The 19,171-nt window shown below is 61.7% G+C and carries 11 protein-coding genes and 1 CRISPR repeat array (1 of these 12 cut by a window edge); all 11 genes read left to right on the top strand.

All coding sequences use genetic code 11. The features are described from left to right. Nucleotides 1-519 precede the first annotated feature (519 nt). The 11 genes from BSTEL_RS02520 to cas2 all read left to right on the top strand — a co-directional run bounded on the left by BSTEL_RS02520 (nucleotide 520) and on the right by cas2 (nucleotide 18,539). Nucleotides 520-1,863, top strand: a complete 1,344-nt coding sequence (locus BSTEL_RS02520) for a metallophosphoesterase family protein (protein WP_051922786.1) — start codon at nucleotides 520-522, stop codon at nucleotides 1,861-1,863. Between the two features lies 1 nt (nucleotide 1,864). Then, the gene (locus BSTEL_RS02525) at nucleotides 1,865-5,266 is read left to right on the top strand and encodes an AAA family ATPase (RefSeq protein ID WP_034526768.1); all 3,402 of its coding nucleotides are present in this window, start codon (nucleotides 1,865-1,867) and stop codon (nucleotides 5,264-5,266) included. 34 nt (nucleotides 5,267-5,300) lie between these two features. Beyond that, complete coding sequence (locus BSTEL_RS02530; protein ID WP_034526770.1) at nucleotides 5,301-6,287, top strand: nucleoside hydrolase; 987 nt, start codon at nucleotides 5,301-5,303, stop codon at nucleotides 6,285-6,287. A gap of 458 nt (nucleotides 6,288-6,745) precedes the next feature. Continuing rightward, nucleotides 6,746-10,042 carry a mupirocin-resistant isoleucine--tRNA ligase gene (gene ileS, locus BSTEL_RS02535; protein ID WP_034526772.1) on the top strand — a complete coding sequence of 1,099 codons (3,297 nt, stop codon included), beginning with the start codon at nucleotides 6,746-6,748 and terminating at the stop codon, nucleotides 10,040-10,042. Nucleotides 10,043-10,275: 233 nt separating this feature from the next. Next, nucleotides 10,276-12,717, top strand: coding sequence for a CRISPR-associated helicase/endonuclease Cas3 (locus BSTEL_RS02540; RefSeq protein ID WP_051922787.1), 2,442 nt, complete (start codon nucleotides 10,276-10,278; stop codon nucleotides 12,715-12,717). Nucleotides 12,718-13,001: 284 nt separating this feature from the next. Next, complete coding sequence (gene cas5c / locus BSTEL_RS02545) at nucleotides 13,002-13,658, top strand: type I-C CRISPR-associated protein Cas5c (protein ID WP_156963132.1); 657 nt, start codon at nucleotides 13,002-13,004, stop codon at nucleotides 13,656-13,658. Then, a complete protein-coding gene (cas8c, locus tag BSTEL_RS02550) occupies nucleotides 13,655-15,454 on the top strand; it encodes a type I-C CRISPR-associated protein Cas8c/Csd1 (protein WP_034526776.1) in 1,800 nt (599 codons plus the stop codon). Before cas5c ends, cas8c begins: the two co-directional genes overlap by 4 nt. Beyond that, nucleotides 15,447-16,376, top strand: a complete 930-nt coding sequence (gene cas7c, locus BSTEL_RS02555) for a type I-C CRISPR-associated protein Cas7/Csd2 (protein ID WP_034526778.1) — start codon at nucleotides 15,447-15,449, stop codon at nucleotides 16,374-16,376. The genes cas8c and cas7c overlap by 8 nt, the downstream gene beginning before the upstream one ends. Nucleotides 16,377-16,474: 98 nt before the next feature. Further along, on the top strand, nucleotides 16,475-17,173 hold the full coding sequence (gene cas4, locus BSTEL_RS02560; RefSeq protein WP_034526781.1) for a CRISPR-associated protein Cas4: 699 nt from the start codon (nucleotides 16,475-16,477) through the stop codon (nucleotides 17,171-17,173). Further along, nucleotides 17,157-18,188, top strand: coding sequence for a type I-C CRISPR-associated endonuclease Cas1c (gene cas1c, locus BSTEL_RS02565; RefSeq protein WP_034526783.1), 1,032 nt, complete (start codon nucleotides 17,157-17,159; stop codon nucleotides 18,186-18,188). Before cas4 ends, cas1c begins: the two co-directional genes overlap by 17 nt. A gap of 60 nt (nucleotides 18,189-18,248) precedes the next feature. Then, nucleotides 18,249-18,539, top strand: coding sequence for a CRISPR-associated endonuclease Cas2 (cas2, locus tag BSTEL_RS11690; protein WP_084686069.1), 291 nt, complete (start codon nucleotides 18,249-18,251; stop codon nucleotides 18,537-18,539). 309 nt (nucleotides 18,540-18,848) lie between these two features. Then, nucleotides 18,849-19,171: direct repeats of the CRISPR family, unit length 33 nt; unit sequence GTCGCCCCTCTCACGAGGGGCGTGGATTGAAAT (it continues 2,979 nt past the right edge of the window).

A 19,171-nucleotide genomic window follows, 5' to 3' on the forward strand; every position in this document is an offset into this window, starting at 1 on the left:
TCCCGGCGCAGCCGGGCGGGAGCGGCACCGGCCGACGGCCGGCCCGGAGCCGACCGCCAACCCCCGGACCACCCTCCGACGCGCCGCGCGCGCCACCTCCCGCCAGCGGGAGGAACACAAGGCCACGCCCACGCCCACGGGGGCGGGAGACCAGCCGCATCGGACCCCGGACGCGCCGGGCCGCGCACACGCGGGTGCGGGGTCATCCAGCTCACGGACGCCGTGAAACTGAGGCGCCGGGCCGCGCACACGCGGGCGTGGGACTCCCCCGCCCCCGCCGGCGGGGGCTCCCGCGAAGCGGGTGGGGGTGGTGTGCGCCGACAGGACCACCCTCGCGATCACCCGCTTGTATTGTGTCTGTTCAATAGTTAGTGGGCCGGCGATTCGATGACACGAAAAACCGGTACATATCTACCGGTTGCTGATTGTCCGGTTACGGTGGGTGAAGGCAACGGATCCGGCGGGCCGTGCGGCGCATCGATGTCGCGGGCGGCCCCCGGCGGAACGAAAGGAGCTGGCATGAGGGTGCTGCACACCTCCGACTGGCATATCGGGCGCAGGTTCAAAGGCGTGGATCTGCTCGACTACCAGCGCAGGGCGCTGGAGTGGCTGATCGACGTGATCGAACGTGAGCATGTGGACGTGCTGTGCGTGTCCGGTGACGTGTACGATCTGTCCGTGCCGTCCGCCGAGGCGATCCGACTGTTCGACGAGATGTTCGCCTGTCTCGGCAGGCTTGAGGTCGACGGCCGGCCGTTGGAGGTCGTCATCACGCCCGGCAACCATGATTCAGCGATCCGTCTCGGAGCAGGCTCCGGCCTGATGCGTCCGAACGTGCACGTGCGTTGCGGGCTCGACGCCATCGCGCGACCGGTGACGGTCACGCGCGGCGACGACGAGCTCGCCGTGTACGCGCTGCCGTATCTTGATCCGGACACGGCGCGTTCTGGCTTGCAACTGCTGTTGGGGCAGGCGGGCGTCGACTATCGCATCCCGCGCTCGCATGAGGGCGTGATGCGCGCGGCGATGGAGCTCGTCACGCGCGATCTCGCCGCACGGCGTGCCGCCGACCCGCATGTGGCTGCCGTGCTCATGGCGCACGCGTTCGTCTCCGGCGCCGCGCCCAGCGATTCCGAGCGGGGCATCGCCGTGGGCGGCGTCGACAGCGTGCCGGCCGGCCTCTTCTCCCATAGCGGTCTCGACTATCTGGCGCTCGGGCATTTGCACCGGCCGCAGCGGGTGAACGTGCCCGACCTGCCGGTCGACGAATCCGTGTTCAAGCTCGACCGCACGCCGCAGGCACGCTACAGTGGCTCCCTGCTCGCCTACTCGTTCTCCGAAAGCCGCGTGCCGCCGGTGGAGGGCAACGGCAAAAGCGTGGTGCTGTTCGACGTCGCCGACGGCGGCGTAGCGGACCTTCGCACGATGGATGTGGATTCCGGCGAACCCGCGTTCGTGCGATTGGACGGCACGGTGGAAGAGATTCTCGGCGACCTTGCCAGCGAACACCGCGACGACTGGGTGTCCGTCACCGTGCACGCCGCCGAATTCCCGCACGGGCTCTACCAGAAGATCGACGACCGGTATACGCACGCCCTGGAGAAGAGCATCGTCTACGAACGTCGGGCCGACACGACCGCAAGACGCGCCGTGGATCTGCGCAAGGCGACCTCGGAAATGGACGTGCTCGACCAGTTCGTGCGTCACCAGCTCGGCCGTGGGCCCGGCGAGGAGGAGCGGAAGGTGCTGGAATCGGCGGTGGAGGCCGCGCATGCGAAGCATGCCGAACATGCGGGCGAGGTCGGGTCCGGCGATGCCGGCAGCTCCGATGCCATCGACGGCGGCACACGGAAGGAGCATTGAGATGAAGCTTATCGCCATGAAATTCGGCGGATTCGGGCCCTACAAGGGTGAATACGCCATCGACTTCGCCGCATTGACCCGTTCGCGCATGTTCCTCATCGACGGGGAGACCGGCGCCGGCAAGACCACGATCCTCGACTGCGTCACGTTCGCCCTGTACGGCAACGTCTCCGGCAACGAGAAGAGCATATTGGACGCCGGCGGCGACGGCCAGCGCGTCCGCTCCCGGTTCCTCATGGGCGAGCGGACCGAAACCTACGTCGATCTGATCTTCCGATCCGGTGATGACTACTACGAGGTGCGACGCACTCCGAAATACGATCGTCCGAAGGATCGCGGCGAAGGGTTCACTTCGCACAACGCCACCGGCAAACTCATGAGGATCGACCGCGGCATCGCCGCGCTGGTCGAAGCTCCCGGCAACGATCCGGAACGGTACTTCGCCTATGCGGGCGAGGCCGGGCACTCCGAGGCGATCACCTCGCGCGCGGGCGACGTGCGCCCGGAGATCACGCGGATCATCGGATTGGACCGTGAACAGTTCTCGCGCACCATCATGCTCGCGCAAGGACAGTTCGCCATGTTCCTGTCCCTCGCCCCCGAGAAGCGCACCGAGCTCATCGAGAACCTGTTCGGCGCGAGCATCTACGAGACCATCCAGAACGAACTCGTCGAACGCCGCAAAACCATGAAGACCGGCATGGTCCAGGAGGGGATCCGTCTCGCCGGCGGCATCGCCACGGCTAGAACCACCGCCACGCGCATCCTCGAACAACGGGGCCTCGTAGAGGAGGGGAACGACGGTCCTGAACACGGCTTGGAGATCCTGTCCAACGCACGCTGGGGATTGGACCGTGAGGATGCCGACAAGCTCGCCTACCCGGCGCGCGAACCGGACGAGATCCTGCGGAGCCTCCACGAGACGGTCGCCGGCATCGACGTCGAATGTCGGAAACTGCTCGGCGACGGCGAGACGGAGAACAGGCGCGCGGCGCGGGAACTCGACCATGCGCGGTCGACGCAGGCGGACGCCGAAGCGTTGCGGGCCGCGGCGACGAAGGAACTGCGCGACATCCGGGCGTTGCGCGACGTACAGGCCGACGGACCGGCAATCGAACGGTCCCGTCACGATCTGGCGCTCGCCGTCGAAGCGCAGCCGATCCTCGACCTCGACAAGACCGTGACGACGGCCCATGAGGAACAGCTCAGGCAGGAACGGCAGGCCGAAGCGCTGCAGGAACAGCTGGAACGGCTGCCGGACGCCGGCGGACTCGAGCGACAGCGTGAACAGGCGTTGCAGAAGGCGGCCGGGGCCGAAGCGGCGCATGGCCGTCTCGAACAGGCCGATGCGCATGAACGGCTCATCGACGCCGCCGAACAGGCAAAAGCACAGCATGAGCGTGCTCTGCTGACGGTCGAGCAGGCGCGCGAACGTGATGACCAAGCTCAGCGCGCTCTGGCCGACCTGCCGAAAGCGGAAGACATCGAACACCGGCTGCAGGAAATCACCGAACGACTGGGCGGCGAACAAGGCCTCACGCAGAAGCTCGACCACGTGCGGCGCATGCGCGGGCACGCCGAACAGGCCGAGACCCTCGCCGCAACGCTTCCCGGACTTGAACAACGCTGCAAGGACGCGGAAGCGGCGCAGCAGCGCGCGGAACGCTCGCTCGCCCGCGTCGAGAACGACATCAGACGCTCCGGCGTGGTCCAGTACGCCATCGGCCTCGAAGACGGCGAACCATGCCCCGTATGCGGCAGCCTCGACCATCCGTCACCGGCCGTCGCCCCCGACAGCGTGGCCGATGCCCAGGAACTCGACGACATGAAACAGCATGTCGCCGAACTGCGGGACGCCGCGGAACAGGCGCGAGCCGACATGCGGGCCATCCGTCAGCAGATCGACACGCACCGCGAACAAAGCGAAGGCGCCGGCATCGAACAGACCGACGCCCGAATCCGGGTCATCACCGCCAGCATCCGGGCATTGGACGAAGCGCGGCAACAACGCGACGAACTCCGCGACACGCAGCAGCGCATCACCGCGGCCACGGCGAAAGCGCAGCAGGCGCACACCACGCTCGCGGCAGCCGAAGCGAAAGCCGAGGAGACCGGCAACACCGCGACGGCCGCCGCCAAGCGAGCCGAAGGACACACTAAGGCGACGGTGGCGGCGGAACGCGCGGCCGCCCGACACCAGCTGGACACGGCCGAACAGGCGGAACATGAGGCCGCACGGCTCAAACGCCTCATCGACCAGCGCGCCGAACTGGAACGCCGGCACACGCAGGCCCAAGCCCAGGCGGACGCCGCAGCGCGCACCACCATGGAAGCCACGGCGAAACGCGACCGCGCGATCGAGGAAAGCGCACACTTCGCCACCATGGGCGAGGCGGCTGCGGCCGGACTGGACGAACGGGAACAAGACGCGATCCGACAGCGCATCCGCCGCCACGAGGACGTGTTGCACACGGCCACAGCCAACCTCACACGGTCGCGCAACGAGCTGAAAGAAGTCCTCACAGGCATCGGCGGCGACGACGCGCGTGAACTGGGCATCGCCGAGGCCGGCCCCGACACGGTGGACCCGCACACCGAGGGAGCTGCAGGGGAGCCGAGCACCCCCACCGCCTACACGGAGACCGGCGAGCCGACCCCACTGGGCGAAGCGATCGCCGCCATCGACACGGGCGCATTGGCCGCCGCCACGCAGGAAGCCGAACGGCGCGCCGCCGAAACCGATCGCCGCATCGGCGCGCTCACCGCGCTCGCACAGGACTGGCATACGCAGGCGAAAAGGATGGAACGGACCGCCGGCACATGGGCGGAACAGGCCACACGGTTCGCGCCACTGGAACGCATGGCCGCCCTCGCCGCCGGAGACAACAAGGCGTCAGGCGCCAGCAACGGGCTCACACTCACCACCTACGCCGTCACCGAACGGTTCCGCGACGTGCTCGACCGCGCCAACGAACTCCTGAACGACATCCAAGGCGGCGTCTACGAGCTGCGGCTCGTGACCGAAGCGGCCGCCAACGGCAACAGGAAGACCGGACTCGGCATCACCGTGTTCGACCGGCGCACCGAACAGGAACGCAACCCCGGAACCCTCTCCGGCGGTGAGACGTTCTTCGTCTCCCTCGCGCTCGCCTTGGCGCTCGCCGACATCATCCAAGCGGAGAACGGCGGCATCAGCATGGACACGCTGTTCGTCGACGAAGGCTTCGGCACCCTCTCGCAGGACTACCTCGCCGACGTGATGGACATGCTGCGCCGCATCAGCCGCACCCGCGACGTGGGCATCATCTCCCACGTCGACTGGCTCAAGGACCAGATCGCCGAACGCATCAGCGTCAGCCGCGTCACACCCGACAGGGAAAGCCGATTGGAGGTGATAGCCTGAAGCCGTCACACGGCAGGAAGACGGGACGACAAACATGACCGACAGGAAGAAACTCATCCTCGACCTCGACACGGGCATCGACGACACGCTCGCCATCGCCTACGCGCTCGGCAGCCCCGACGCCGACCTCATCGGCATCACCGGCACCTACGGCAACGTGACCGTCACGCAGGGCGTGCGCAACGCGCTCGCCGTCACCGAACTGTTCGGGCGCCCCGACATCCCCGTGCATCGGGGCGTCGACCATCCGATCGCCGCCGACGAGGCGAACGGCGGCGACGGCACGTTCACCGTGAGCCAAGGCTCCGCGTTCATCCACGGGCACAACGGCATCGGCGAGGTCGACATCCCCGATTCCACGCGCGAAGCCGCGACGGAACCGTCCGTCGACTTCATCATCGACGCGGCGGAAACCTACGGCAAGGACCTGTGGCTCGTGCCGACCGGCGCGATGACCACCATCGCCGCCGTACTCGAACGCGAGCCGCGCATCGGAGGCATGATCGGCGGCATCGTGATGATGGGCGGCGCGCTCACCGTCCCCGGCAACGTGAACGCGTGGACGGAGGCCAACATCGCGCAGGACCCGGAAGCCGCCGACCGGATCTTCCGCTCCGGTGCGCACGTGACCATGATCGGACTCGACGTGACCATGCAGACGCTGCTCACCAAACGCGAGACCGAGGTCTGGCGCGAAACCGGCACGCCCGCCGGACGGTTCCTCGCCGACATGACCGACTACTACATCGACGCGTATGCGGTCAGTGCGCCCGGCATGGGCGGCTGCGGGCTGCACGACCCGCTCGCCGTGGCCGTCGCACTCGACCCGACGCTCGTCACCACGCTGCCTATCAACCTGAAAGTCGACCTGGACGGGCCGACGCGCGGACGCACCATCGGCGACTACGACCGACTCAACACGGCCGAGAAGACCGTCGACGCGGCGGTCGGCGTGGACGTCGCCCGGTTCCTCGGCGAATTCACGACGCGCGTCGGCGCCGTCGCGGCGGGGGAGCGGTAGACGAGTGAATCGTCGCGTGAGACACGGCACGTGCGGCGGCGTGCCTCACACGGCACGGCATGCGGGCGCAGGACGCGGCGTCTGAGACACGTCTTGCGCCGGGCATGCGGCGTGCTACGATATGCAACCGAAGTCAAGGCGATGATCCGTCATCAGCGGGGAGTCTTCGGAAGAACGGCGAGGGAATCGTCGTGACGGTGCCGCGGTCGACGCGGTCATCGCGCAACGGGTCCCACGCTTATTAGAACCGACGGGATCGGCCCGACACAGCCGAACTCAAGCGGTCGCGACGTGACGTGCGTCTCCTGGAGACGCGAATCCGCGCGCGGCAAGCGAGGTGGTACCGCGGTGGCGGTGCCGGCGGAACGCACGCACGTCGCAAGGCGACGGGCGCAGGGACGCCGGAACCAAAGTCGTCCTCGTAACGGAACCAACGACGCATCACGAGGAGCCACACGGTGAGCGACAACGTATATCCCAAGGCGAACGAGGGCGGCGAGACCGCGCACGTCGCGCCGAACCCCAGCTTCCCCCACATGGAGGAGACCGTCCTCGACTACTGGGACAAGGACGGCACCTTCCAGAAGTCGGTGGAACGCAACCCCTCCGGCGACCACAGCCAGAACGAGTTTGTGTTCTTCGACGGCCCGCCGTTCGCGAACGGCCTGCCGCACTACGGCCACCTGCTGACCGGCTACGCGAAGGACGTGATCCCGCGCTACCAGACCATGAAGGGCCGCAAGGTCAACCGCGTGTTCGGCTGGGACACGCACGGTCTGCCCGCCGAGCTCGAAGCGCAGAAGGAGCTCGGCATCGACTCGGTCGACCAGATCGAGAAGATGGGCATCGACAAGTTCAACGACGCCTGCCGCGCCTCCGTGCTCAAGTACACGCACGAATGGCAGGACTACGTGCACCGTCAGGCCCGCTGGGTGGACTTCGAGCACGGCTACAAGACGCTGAACATCCCGTACATGGAGTCGGTGATGTGGGCGTTCAAGCAGCTGTACGACAAGGGCCTCGCCTACCAGGGCTACCGCGTGCTGCCGTACTGCCCGAAGGACCGCACGCCGCTGTCCGCGCACGAGCTGCGCATGGACGCTGACGTGTACCAGGACCGTCAGGACACCACCGTCTCCGTCGCCGTCAAGCTGCGCGACGAGGACGCCTACGCCGTGTTTTGGACCACCACCCCGTGGACCGTCCCCACCAACTTCGCGATCGTCGTCGGCGCCGACATCGACTATGTCGAGGTCAAGCCCACCGAAGGCAAGTACGCGGGCAAGAAGTTCTACTTCGGCAAGGCCCTGCTGCCGCACTACGAGAAGGAACTTGGGCCTAACTACGAGATCGTGCGCGAGCTCAAGGGCGCCGAGTTGGAGGGCCGCCGCTACTGGCCGGTCTTCCCGTACTTCGCCGGCGAGAAGGCCGAGACCGAAGGCAACGTGCCCGGCCCGAACGGCTACACGATCTTCACCGCCGACTACGTCGACACCGTCGAGGGCACCGGCCTCGTCCACCAGGCCCCCTACGGCGAGGACGATATGAACACGCTCAACGCGAAGGGCGTCAAGAGCACCGACGTGCTCGACGAAGGCTGCCGCTTCACCGCGCAGTGCCCCGACTACGAGGGCATGTACGTGTTCGACGCGAACAAGCCGATCCTGCGCGACCTGCGCAACGCGTCCGGCCCGCTCGCCGAGATCCCCGAGGAGCGCCGCGCCATCCTCTTCCAGGAGAAGAGCTACGTGCACTCCTACCCGCACTGCTGGCGCTGCGCCACGCCGCTCATCTACAAGCCGGTGAGCTCCTGGTTCGTGTCCGTCACGAAGATCAAGCCGCGTCTGCTCGAACTCAACCAGCAGATCAACTGGATTCCCGGCAACGTGAAGGACGGCCAGTTCGGCAAGTGGCTCGCCAACGCGCGCGACTGGTCGATTTCCCGCAACCGCTTCTGGGGATCCCCGATCCCGGTGTGGGTGTCCGACGACCCGAAGCACCCGCGCGTCGACGTGTACGGCTCGCTTGAGGAGCTGAAGGCCGACTTCGGCGACTACCCGCGCGACAAGGACGGCAACATCAACATGCACCGTCCGTGGATCGACAACCTGACCCGTCCGAACCCGGACGACCCGACCGGCAAGTCCACGATGCGCCGCATCTCCGACGTGCTCGACTGCTGGTTCGAATCCGGCTCCATGTCGTTCGCGCAGTTCCATTACCCGTTCGAGAACAAGGAGAAGTTCGAACAGCACTTCCCGGCCGACTACATCGTCGAATACATCGGCCAGACGCGCGGCTGGTTCTACCTGCTGCACGTGATGGCGACCGCCCTGTTCGACCGTCCGGCGTTCAAGAACGTGATCTGCCACGGCATCGTGCTCGGCTCCGACGGCCAGAAGATGTCGAAGCACCTGCGCAACTACCCGGACGTGAACGGCGTGTTCGACAAGTACGGTTCCGACGCGATGCGCTGGTTCCTCATGTCGTCGCCGATTCTTCGCGGCGGCAACCTGATCGTCACCGCCGAGGGCATCCGCGACACGGTCCGCCAGGTCATGCTGCCCGTGTGGAGCTCCTACTACTTCTTCACCCTGTACGCGAACGCCGCCGGCTACGACGCGCGCCAGCTTCGTGCCGACGAGATCGCGTCCCTGCCGCAGCTGGACCGTTACCTGCTGGCCCGCACCCGCCGTCTCGTGCTCGCCGCCGAGAAGTCGCTCAACGAGTTCGCGATCTCCGACGCGTGCGACGCCGCCTCCGACTTCATCGACGTGCTCACCAACTGGTACATCCGCAACAGCCGTGACCGCTTCCTCGCCAAGGACGAGAACGCGTTCAACACGCTGTACACGGTGCTTGAGGCGTTCATGCGCGTGCTCGCGCCGCTCGCCCCGATGGAGGCCGAGTCCGTGTGGCGCGGCCTGACCGGCGGCGAGTCCGTGCATCTGGCCGACTGGCCGTTCGTCGTGGACGAGAAGACCGGTGAGGATACCGATCTGGGCCGTGTGCTCGTCGACGATCCGGCGCTCGTCGCGGCCATGGAGAAGGTGCGCGAGGTCGTCTCCGGCACCCTGTCGCTGCGCAAGGCCGCGAAGATCCGCGTGCGCCAGCCGCTCTCCAAGCTCACCGTGGTCGCCGAGGACGTGGACGCCGTGCGCGCCTACGCCGAAGTGCTCAAGTCCGAGCTCAACGTGAAGGACGTGGAGTTCTGCACGCTGGAGGACGCCGCCTCGCAGGGCCTCAAGATCGTGCACGAGCTGCGCGTCAACGCGCGCGTCGCCGGCAAGCGCCTGCGCAAGGACGTCCAGTTCGCGATCAAGGCGTCCAAGTCCGGTGATTGGCACGTCGACGCCGCGACCGGCGCCCCGGTCGTCGAGACGCCGTCCGGCGAGATCGCGCTGCAGGACGGCGAGTACGAGCTGATCAACCGCGTGGAGGAGAAGGACGCCGCCGAGGAGGCCGTGTCCGTGTCCGCCGCGCTGCCGACCGGCGGCTTCGTGATCCTCGACACCGCGCTCACCCCCGAGCTGGAGGCCGAAGGCTACGCGCGCGACGCAATCCGCGTCGTGCAGGACGCCCGCAAGTCCGCCGGCTTCGACGTGGCCGACCACATCGCGCTCAAGCTGGTTGTGCCGGCCGACGCCGTCGCCAAGGTCGAGCAGTTCCGCGACCTGATCGCCGCGGAGACCAAGGCCGACACGTTCGACGTGGTCTCGGGTGAGGAGCTCGCGGCTGAGGTGGCGAAGGCGTGAGGCTTGCGATTACGGTGATGATCGCGGTGTGTGCGTGACGCGTGCGACGTGTGCGACACGCCGATAGATTGGCTTTATTAAGCCGATATTGAGAAATCCGGATGTCTTGGAGACAAGGCATCCGGATTTTTCTTTAGCAATTTCCGGTAGATATGTACCGGTTGCTCTACAGCGCAGTTATGGTGAAAGCGAAATCACGGCATGAAACATCATCTCGAGCAAGGAGGTCGGCGATGCAGGATAGCGGCGGAATCAAATCCCGGGGAGATATGTTTTACGCGCGGACCAGTGAACACGGTTATGAAACCTGCGTGGAGCATCTGGCCATGACTGGATGTCTGTCTGGAGGGTTCGCGCAGGGGGTTGGGCATTTGAATGACGGGTTGTTGGCCGGGCTGTTTCATGATCTCGGCAAATACTCCGATGCCTTCCAACGAAGGATTCTCGATCCCGAACACTCGGGACGGGTCGACCATTCGACGGCTGGGGCCATGCTGCTGGTGCGGAACGGTCGTCCCGAGGCATCGATGGCGGTGGCCGGTCATCACGCCGGACTGGCTGATGTGGGAGGCCCGGGGGAGTTGGACGGGTCGACCTTCAGCGGTCGTATGAACAAGGCGTTCGCGGCTGGCGAGCGGAGTCCCCTGGCGCTGTCCGAGGCGTGGGAAACACAGCTGTGTGTTCCCCGGCAGGCGTTTCAAGAGGAAATATCGACCACTCCGGCTCGGAAGCATGGTGCAGGAATCGGTGAACGGTCCCATTACTCTGACATGATGTTGACACGCATGCTGCTTTCGGCGTTGGTGGATGGGGACCGGCTTGACGCGGAGTACTTCACTTCCGGTCGTGGGGAACGCGCCGAACACGACATGCTGGAACGGGTGAGGAATCGTCTCGATCCTGTGGCAATGGCAGAGGGGTGTGCGCCCTCGTGGAAACTGCTGTGTGAGACGGCGTCGGCGGTCGCTTCCGAATGTGAGGATACCGATCGTTGCCGGATCGGACGTCTGACCGACATCATGGAGCATGCGGCCCGGAACTATCTCGACAAGTCCGACAAGACGTCTCTTGATGCCAAACGATGCGAACTGTTGACGCGATGTCTGGATTGGGGAAGGGACGCATCATGCGGACGAGGTCTGTATACGCTTACGGCGCCGACCGGCAGCGGCAAGACGTTCGCGTCAATCGCATTCGCTCTGGAACATGCACGTACGCATGGGTTGCGGCGAATCATTTATGTAATCCCCTATACGTCGATCATCGACCAGAACGTCGGCAATTTCGAGCGGATTTTCGGGCCGGATGCCGTGTTGCCGCACTACGCCGAAGCGCCGTACCAGCTGAAGGATGAATCCGACATGAGCGAGATCGACCTCAAACGCTCGCTCGCCGCGGAGAACTGGAACATGCCGATCGTGGTCACCACGGCCGTGCAGTTCTTCGAAAGCCTGTATTCGAACAAGACATCCCGTTGTCGCAAGCTGCACAACATCGCGAATTCGGTCATTGTGTTCGATGAGGCACAGACGTTGCCGGTACCCTACCTGCATCCCTGCATCAAGGCCATTGCGGAACTGGTGGAACGATACGGCGTTACGGCGGTGCTGTGCACCGCTACACAGCCGGAGCTCAAGCCGCTGTTCGACCAGGTGCTTGGGAGAGACACGAGGATTCCCGAGATTTCACCGTTCTCGCAGACTGATCGCGAAGTGTTCCGTCGTGTGACAATCGAACGGATCGGTGACATCGAACTGGATGCGCTCGCCGACCGATTGAAGGGACATGGGCAGGCCCTATGCGTCGTGAACACGCGCAAGAAAGCACAGTATATCTATGGCCGGCTTGCGGAGAACGGTGACGAGGGCGTCTATTGCCTAACCACGCTGCAATGCGCAGCCGACCGTAGACGCCTGCTCGCCGAGATTCGTGAACGTCTCGCGGCTGATGTGATGTGCCAAGTGGTGTCTACATCCCTGATTGAAGCCGGTGTGGATGTCGATTTCCCTGTTGCATACCGAGAAGAGACCGGACTCGACTCCATCATCCAGACGGCGGGCCGCTGCAATCGAGAGGGCAGGCACGCGGCGAAGACTAGCTTGGTGTACGTATTCTCCACGGAGGGTGGTTGCGCGCCATTCCTCACGCAGAACATCGCGGTGTTCCACGAGGTCGCAGAACGGTATCCGGATTTGGCGTCGAACGATGCGATCCGCAGTTATTTCGAGAATCTGCTGAAGATGCGCGACGGTGTCGCTGTCAGAGGCATCGGGAACGATGCATTGGATAAGCGGCATATTCTGCCCCTGCATGGTTGGGATACGAGTGTTCCCATGCCTTTCGAGCGCATCGCCAGACAGTTCAGGCTCATTGACACTCCGACCGTGCCGGTGTATATCCCGTTGGCGGATGCGGACACCGATGAGGGAGCGAGGTTGTGCGCCCGTCTGGAACAAGGGGACATCGATCGGATGCTCTTCCGCAGGCTGGGCAAATATGCGGTCGAGGTATGGCCGAAGCATCTTGAACTACTGCGTTCGGCCGGGGCGGTGCTGCCGGTCGGATATGGGAGGGACGTCGAGGAGGAGTGCTTCATTCTGCGGGACATGGGGTTGTACTCGGCGCGACTGGGATTGAGACTGGCCGATGTTTCCGCGGACGGCATCTTCATGTAATTGCGCCGTGCGTCCGACCATTAGCCGGACGCACGGGGTTGACATACGAATGAAAACCAATGTATTTCAATCCACACCTATGAAAGGCGACTGTCATCTCGAACAACCGTGTCCCTTTAGGAGGCGCGTGTACTGCCAAGATGCTGCCAATATGGTACCGCATCATGGTTTGGGTGTGAAGACACACCATTATATTCACATTTGTTTTTATTAACACATGCCGTATACTTGGACATCAACAATGAAGTTCCTCATCGGCTATCAACCTAATGAAAGGAGGGGCAATGCCGATACGTTTGGAAGTGTGGGGGGATTACGCGCTCTTCACGCGTCCGGAGATGAAGACCGAGCGCGTCACCTACGACGTCATGACGCCATCGGCGGCGCGCGGCATACTGGAGGCCATCTTCTGGCATCCCGGTCTGCATTGGCGGGTCGACCGCATCCACGTGCTCAATCCCATCAGGTTCGACAACATTCGTCGCAATGAGGTCGACAGCATCATCAGTACAAGCAAAATCCGTTCTATGGCGGAAGGTCGTGGCGATGGCGGTGCGATCTACGCTTCGGAGTCCATCCAGCAACGGTCGTCCACGGTGCTGCGTGATGTCAGGTATGTGATCGACGCGCATTTCGAGCTGGAGCGGGGCAAACTGTCGCCCAACGATTCCGCGGCGAAGTTCCAAAGCATCTTCATGCGTCGCGCTGCCAAGGGGCAGTGCTTCCATCATCCCTATTTCGGAACCCGGGAATTCCCCGTGGACTTTCGCTTGTGGGCGGGAAGCGACGAGCCTGTGGGCTTCGAACGGAGACATCGTGATTTGGGTTACATGTTGTATGACTTTGATTATCGCGATCCCTTCCATCCCAAGCCGTTGTTTTTCCGCGCCGCGTTGGATGATGGCGTGATGGATGTTACGTCGGCGGAGGTTCGATCATGATTATCGGGGATCTCTGCAAGGAATACGACGTTCTGGTATCCAAACAACAGGCGCCGGCATACGGGTACGACAATGTCAACGTTCCGTACGGGCTGGTCATCGATGACGGCGGAACGTTGGTCTCGGTGCGACCGTTGGGGGACTTCAGCGGGAAGAAGCCGAAGAACATCATTCCGGTCCCCGCCCGTGTCACCCGTTCGTCGGGCATCGCCGCGAATTTCCTCTGCGATACCGTGGCGTACATGCTCGGCTATGACGCCAAAGGCAAGCCCGAACGCGCGGCGAAGTCGTTCAAGGCGTGCGGGGAACTCCATCGTCTCGTATTGCACGATGTTGAAGGTCCCGCGGCCGCGGCCGTACGTGCGTTCTTCGTCCGTGACGCCCAATGGGAGACCGCCCGTCGGCTGATGGGAGAGGAATCATGGGAAGCCGCTCTGTCGATGAACTTTATCCTGCAATACACCGATGGAGCGCATACGGATTTCGTGGGAGACGCCGACGGAGTGAAGGAGGCGTGGAGCGTTTACTACGACCGGGAGGATGGCGGCGACGGTTCGGAGACGGTGGAAACGGTGACCAGTCTGGTTTCCGGTAGGGAGGTCATCCCGGCGAAGATCCATCCCAAGATTAAGGGCGTCGCGGGAGCGCAATCATCCGGCGCATCGTTGGTGTCGTTCAACGCCCCGGCGTTCTGCTCGTATGGTGCCGAGCAGAACGAGAACGCCCCGATGAGCAAAAGGGAAGCCTATGAATATACGACGGCGTTGAACGTGTTGCTCCTGGATCGGGATCGGGTTCAACGCATCGGTGACGATACGGTCGTATCATGGGCGCGCTGCGGCGATGCCGGGTATCCCGATCTGTTCGGGCATTGGCAGGGTGATCCTACCGGACGATCCGTATCCGGCGAATTGGACGAGTCGGCGGTCAAGGCGGCGACCCGTGCGCTGTCTCAGGGACGGCCATATGACTACAACGGTATTCGTCTCAATCCCGACGAAGAGTTTCATGTGCTTGCGTTGACGCCCAACGCAGCACGGTTGTCGGTCCGGTATTATCTGACCGACACATTCGGCACCTTCGCCCGTAACATCGAGCGGCACTATCGGGACACCGAGATTCTGCGGCCTGGATACGATACGACGGTTTTTCTGCCGACATGGCGGTTGCTTAACCAGACCATCAGGCAGCAGAGCAGGAATGCGAAGGTATCGGCTGAAATGGCCGGAGCGGTCATGAAGGCGATACTGAACGGAACCGCATATCCGGTGACCCTGATCAATGCCGTGGAACGTCGGATCAATGCCGAACGAGACGTTTCCCCCGACAAGGCGGCAATCATCAAGGCATATTACTTACGCAAAACAACCAATGAGCAATTTAAGGAGGTGCTGCGAATGGACATCAATACAGAGAGCGACTACCTGCCGTATGTGCTCGGTCGCCTGTTCTCCGTCTACGAGCAGATTCAGTTGGCGGCCATACCTGGGGTCAAGACCACAATCAAGGACAGGTACTTCACCGGCGCAGCCGCGACTCCCGCCCGTATATTCCCGATTCTGGGAAGGCTGGAGGCGTCTCATATGAGGAAGGCTTGGGAGTACGAGGGTCGGAAGAGGAATCTCGCTGCACTTCGCGACGAACTCGCCGAAAAGGTGGGAGATCGCTATCCGGTCCGATTGTCACTTGAGGAGCAGGGGGCCTTCCAACTCGGCTACTATTTCGAAAACCAACGACGATTCAGCAGGAAGAACAAGAACCAGAGCGATGACGGACAAGGAGCCGACCATGACTGAGCGCACGCCCATTGAAAACCGCTATGATTTCACCATCCTCTTCGACGTGGAGAACGGCAATCCGAACGGCGATCCGGATTCCGGCAACATGCCACGCGTCGACATCGAAACCGGAAACGGTTTGGTTACGGATGTCTGCATCAAGCGCAAGATTCGAGACTATGTGCAGCTGGCGATGGATGAACGATTCCCGTGGCGGATCTACATCCAGAACAGACGTACCCTGAACCGGCTGGATGCCGAGGCTCTGGAGACTGAAGGCATCAAGTCTGTCGGGAACAAGGATCTTGCCAAGGAAATCAAGGCCATGAAGAAGAACGATCCCGAGCTGGATCGTAGACTGCGCGATTACATGTGCGAGAACTTCTTCGACATCAGGACGTTCGGTGCCGTGATGACCACGTTCGTCAAAGGCAATCTTGCCTGCGGTCAGGTGCGTGGGCCGGTTCAGCTGGGTTTCGCCCGTTCCATCGACCCCATCGACGTGCAGGAGATTTCCATCACCCGTATTGCCGTGACCACTGAAGCCGACGCCGCGGAGAAGAACAACACGATGGGCAACAAATTCATCGTTCCGTACGGACTGTATCGTATGAACGGTTACGTATCGGCCAAGCTGGCCCAGAACGTCACCGGCTTCTGCAACGAGGACCTCGAAATGCTGTGGCGGGCGATTCTGAACATGTTCGAATTCGACCGATCCGCCGCGCGTGGAAACATGGCTGTCCGCAAGTTGTACGTGTTCAAACATGGTAGCGCGCTCGGAGACGCCCCGTCGTGGAAGCTGTTTGACGCCATCGATGTGCGTAGACGTGATGATGTGGCAGTCGCACGCAGCTTCGGTGATTACGACATCAAGGTGGATGAGTCGGTGATTCCGTCTTCGGTGACGGTAGACGAATTGGTTGACCACGAGCTGTGACGTCGTGGATGAATGGTTGGGAGGTCCTGCGTGGGCCTTCCAACCACGGCGTGTACGTGCTGGGAGTGTGGCATCGGCTTAGATTGGGAGGAGCATTTATGTCGGATTATCCTGAGGACGATTGGTTGGCTCTTTCCGGCCTCCAGCACTTCGCATTCTGCAGACGGCAATGGGCGTTGATTCATATTGAGCAGCAATGGCAGGATAACTATCTGACCACCGCCGGATCGTTGGAGCATGAGCGCGCACATGACTATGGTGAGTCGGAAACCCGTGGTGATCTGCTCATCATGCGTGACTTACGCGTGTTTTCGCGGAGACTGGGCATCACCGGCGCCTGCGACGTAGTCGAATTCCGCAAATCCCCTGATGGAGTGCCTCTACATGGAAGAAATGGTACCTGGTCGCCTTACCCTGTGGAATACAAGCATGGCAGGCCCAAACAGCAGGATGCCGATCGGCTTCAGCTATGCGCCGAAGCCATGTGTCTGGAAGAAATGCTGGCATGTACGATTCCCGAAGGCGCACTGTTCTATCAGCAGACGAAGCATCGGGAGCGGGTTTGTTTTGATTCGTCGCTGAGAGAGCGGATCGTTGCAATGACGCATGAGATGCATGACCTGATCAACCGGGGACACACGCCAAAGGTCAGACCATCGAAGTCCTGCCGTGCGTGTTCGTTACGTGACGTCTGCTTGCCGAATCTAGTCAAAACGCAATCCGCCAGACAGTTCATCGAAGATAGATTGAAGGCGGAAAGCACGAAAAGGAGTGACGAAAATGAAGCAGCTGCTTAACACGTTATATGTCACCAGTGAAGATGCCTATCTGTCCTTGAAGAACGATAACGTCGTCGTGCAGCAAAATGATTCCACGATCGGCCAGATTCCACTCAGATCCTTGGAAGGCATTATGAGCTTCTCCTATAAAGGAGCTTCGCCGGCGTTGATGGGTAAGTGTGCCGAATTCGGTGTGGGTCTTTCGTTCTTTTCTCCAAGAGGGCGATACTACTGTTCTGTACTTGGCGAAAAAAGCCGTAACGTTCTCCTCCGACGTGAGCAGTTCCGTTTCGCGGATGATGAGAGCATGGCTTTGTCCTATGCTCGATCATTCATCATCGGGAAGATATACAACTGTCGCTGGGTTCTCGAACGTACCAAGCGCGATCATGCATTGCGCGTCAACGGTGAACGTATAACTGCGCAAAGTGAGCGATTGCGTCAGGCGTTGTCGGGCGTACGCGATTGTATGTCCATCGAGGAACTGCGTGGTATAGAAGGATTGGCTGCCAAAGACTACTTCTATGCTTTTGATGATCTGATTCTACGTAGCAAAGACGACTTCTTTTTCCAAGAGCGAAGCCGTAGGCCTCCTATGGATAGAATGAACGCATTGCTATCATTCGTATACTCTCTGCTGACGAACGATTGTCTTGCTGGATTGCAGGGAGTCGGGCTTGACCCCTATGTGGGATTCCTGCACGTCGACAGACCCGGAAGGGCATCTCTTGCTTTGGATCTGATGGAGGAGTTTCGCCCTGTCATAGCTGACCGATTCTCGCTGACGTTGGTCAATACGGGGGCAATCAAACCTTCGCAATTCGAAGTGCGTGAGAATGGCGGAGTCTTTCTTTCTGATAGTGGCCGAAAGACCGTGCTCGCGGCGTGGCAGAAAAGAAAGCAGGAGACAATCACACACCCATTCCTCGGTGAGAAAATCCAATGGGGATTGGTGCCGTACGTCCAGTCATTGTTGCTGGCCAGGGCTGTTCGTGGTGATTTAGATGCTTATCCGCCGTTCATGTGGAAATAAATATGGAATTGTGTGAGTATGACGGAGTGAGATGATGTCGGAATCAAGGTGTGCTGCACGATGATGGTTGTCGTGGCATATGACGTCAATACGGAGACCGCGGCGGGTAGACGGCGGCTTCGAAATGTGGCGAAGACATGTATGAAATATGGGCAACGAGTACAAAATAGCGTTTTCGAGTGTTCGGTGACTCCTTCTGATTATCTGATACTCAAGCATGATTTAGCGGCAATCATGGATGAAACACTCGATAGTTTACGCTATTACAATCTCGGTTCGAATTATTCCAAGAAAATTGAATATCGCGGCCGACAGCGTCATATACCAGTTGATGAGGTGATGATGCTCTGAGCGTCTACTGGTGGCGTTGTCATTGATGATGATGAGGTGTTTCTTGTCCCGCTTCCCGTGGTATCGGTGCGACAGGCAAGCTCTCATCGGAAGGACCACCTTTCGCACCATTCAAAAAGAGGTTCTTGGGGCTGATTGTGTTCCCCATGCTGTTTGATAACCGAATAGTGGACATTTTCTGTGTGCGGTATTAAATGTTGTGTGCCTAGGTTGGCCGTATGTAGAGCAATCCGGCAGCGTATGCGGTATGCTAAGGCTCGGAGTTGGACAGCATGTTCCATATCGTGAAATATGCTGTCCAATTTCGCTGTCGCCCCTCTCACGAGGGGCGTGGATTGAAATAAAAATAGAAGGAATGATGACTGGACGCATTGAGGTCGCCCCTCTCACGAGGGGCGTGGATTGAAATACGCACCAGCTGTGCACCGTGCGGTACCGCCCATGTCGCCCCTCTCACGAGGGGCGTGGATTGAAATGTCACCGACCCGAGCGCGGAGACGCTGGAGGTGCGAGTCGCCCCTCTCACGAGGGGCGTGGATTGAAATGTTGCCCGTACAACAACGACCCGGCGGATTACGTCGCCCCTCTCACGAGGGGCGTGGATTGAAATGTGAACGGCAGTTGTTTCAGGC

This window comes from Bifidobacterium stellenboschense (assembly GCF_000741785.1).
Classification (GTDB): Bacteria; Actinomycetota; Actinomycetes; order Actinomycetales; family Bifidobacteriaceae; genus Bifidobacterium; species Bifidobacterium stellenboschense.

What these genes read in the sequence shown, in the direction of transcription:
- BSTEL_RS02520 (WP_051922786.1), top strand. Translation starts at nt 520, where the DNA reads ATGAGGGTGCTGCACACCTCCGACTGGCATATCGGGCGCAGGTTCAAA.
- BSTEL_RS02525 (WP_034526768.1), top strand. Translation starts at nt 1,865, where the DNA reads ATGAAGCTTATCGCCATGAAATTCGGCGGATTCGGGCCCTACAAGGGT.
- BSTEL_RS02530 (WP_034526770.1), top strand. Translation starts at nt 5,301, where the DNA reads ATGACCGACAGGAAGAAACTCATCCTCGACCTCGACACGGGCATCGAC.
- BSTEL_RS02540 (WP_051922787.1), top strand. Translation starts at nt 10,276, where the DNA reads ATGCAGGATAGCGGCGGAATCAAATCCCGGGGAGATATGTTTTACGCG.
- cas5c (WP_156963132.1), top strand. Translation starts at nt 13,002, where the DNA reads ATGCCGATACGTTTGGAAGTGTGGGGGGATTACGCGCTCTTCACGCGT.
- cas8c (WP_034526776.1), top strand. Translation starts at nt 13,655, where the DNA reads ATGATTATCGGGGATCTCTGCAAGGAATACGACGTTCTGGTATCCAAA.
- cas7c (WP_034526778.1), top strand. Translation starts at nt 15,447, where the DNA reads ATGACTGAGCGCACGCCCATTGAAAACCGCTATGATTTCACCATCCTC.
- cas4 (WP_034526781.1), top strand. Translation starts at nt 16,475, where the DNA reads ATGTCGGATTATCCTGAGGACGATTGGTTGGCTCTTTCCGGCCTCCAG.
- cas1c (WP_034526783.1), top strand. Translation starts at nt 17,157, where the DNA reads ATGAAGCAGCTGCTTAACACGTTATATGTCACCAGTGAAGATGCCTAT.
- cas2 (WP_084686069.1), top strand. Translation starts at nt 18,249, where the DNA reads ATGATGGTTGTCGTGGCATATGACGTCAATACGGAGACCGCGGCGGGT.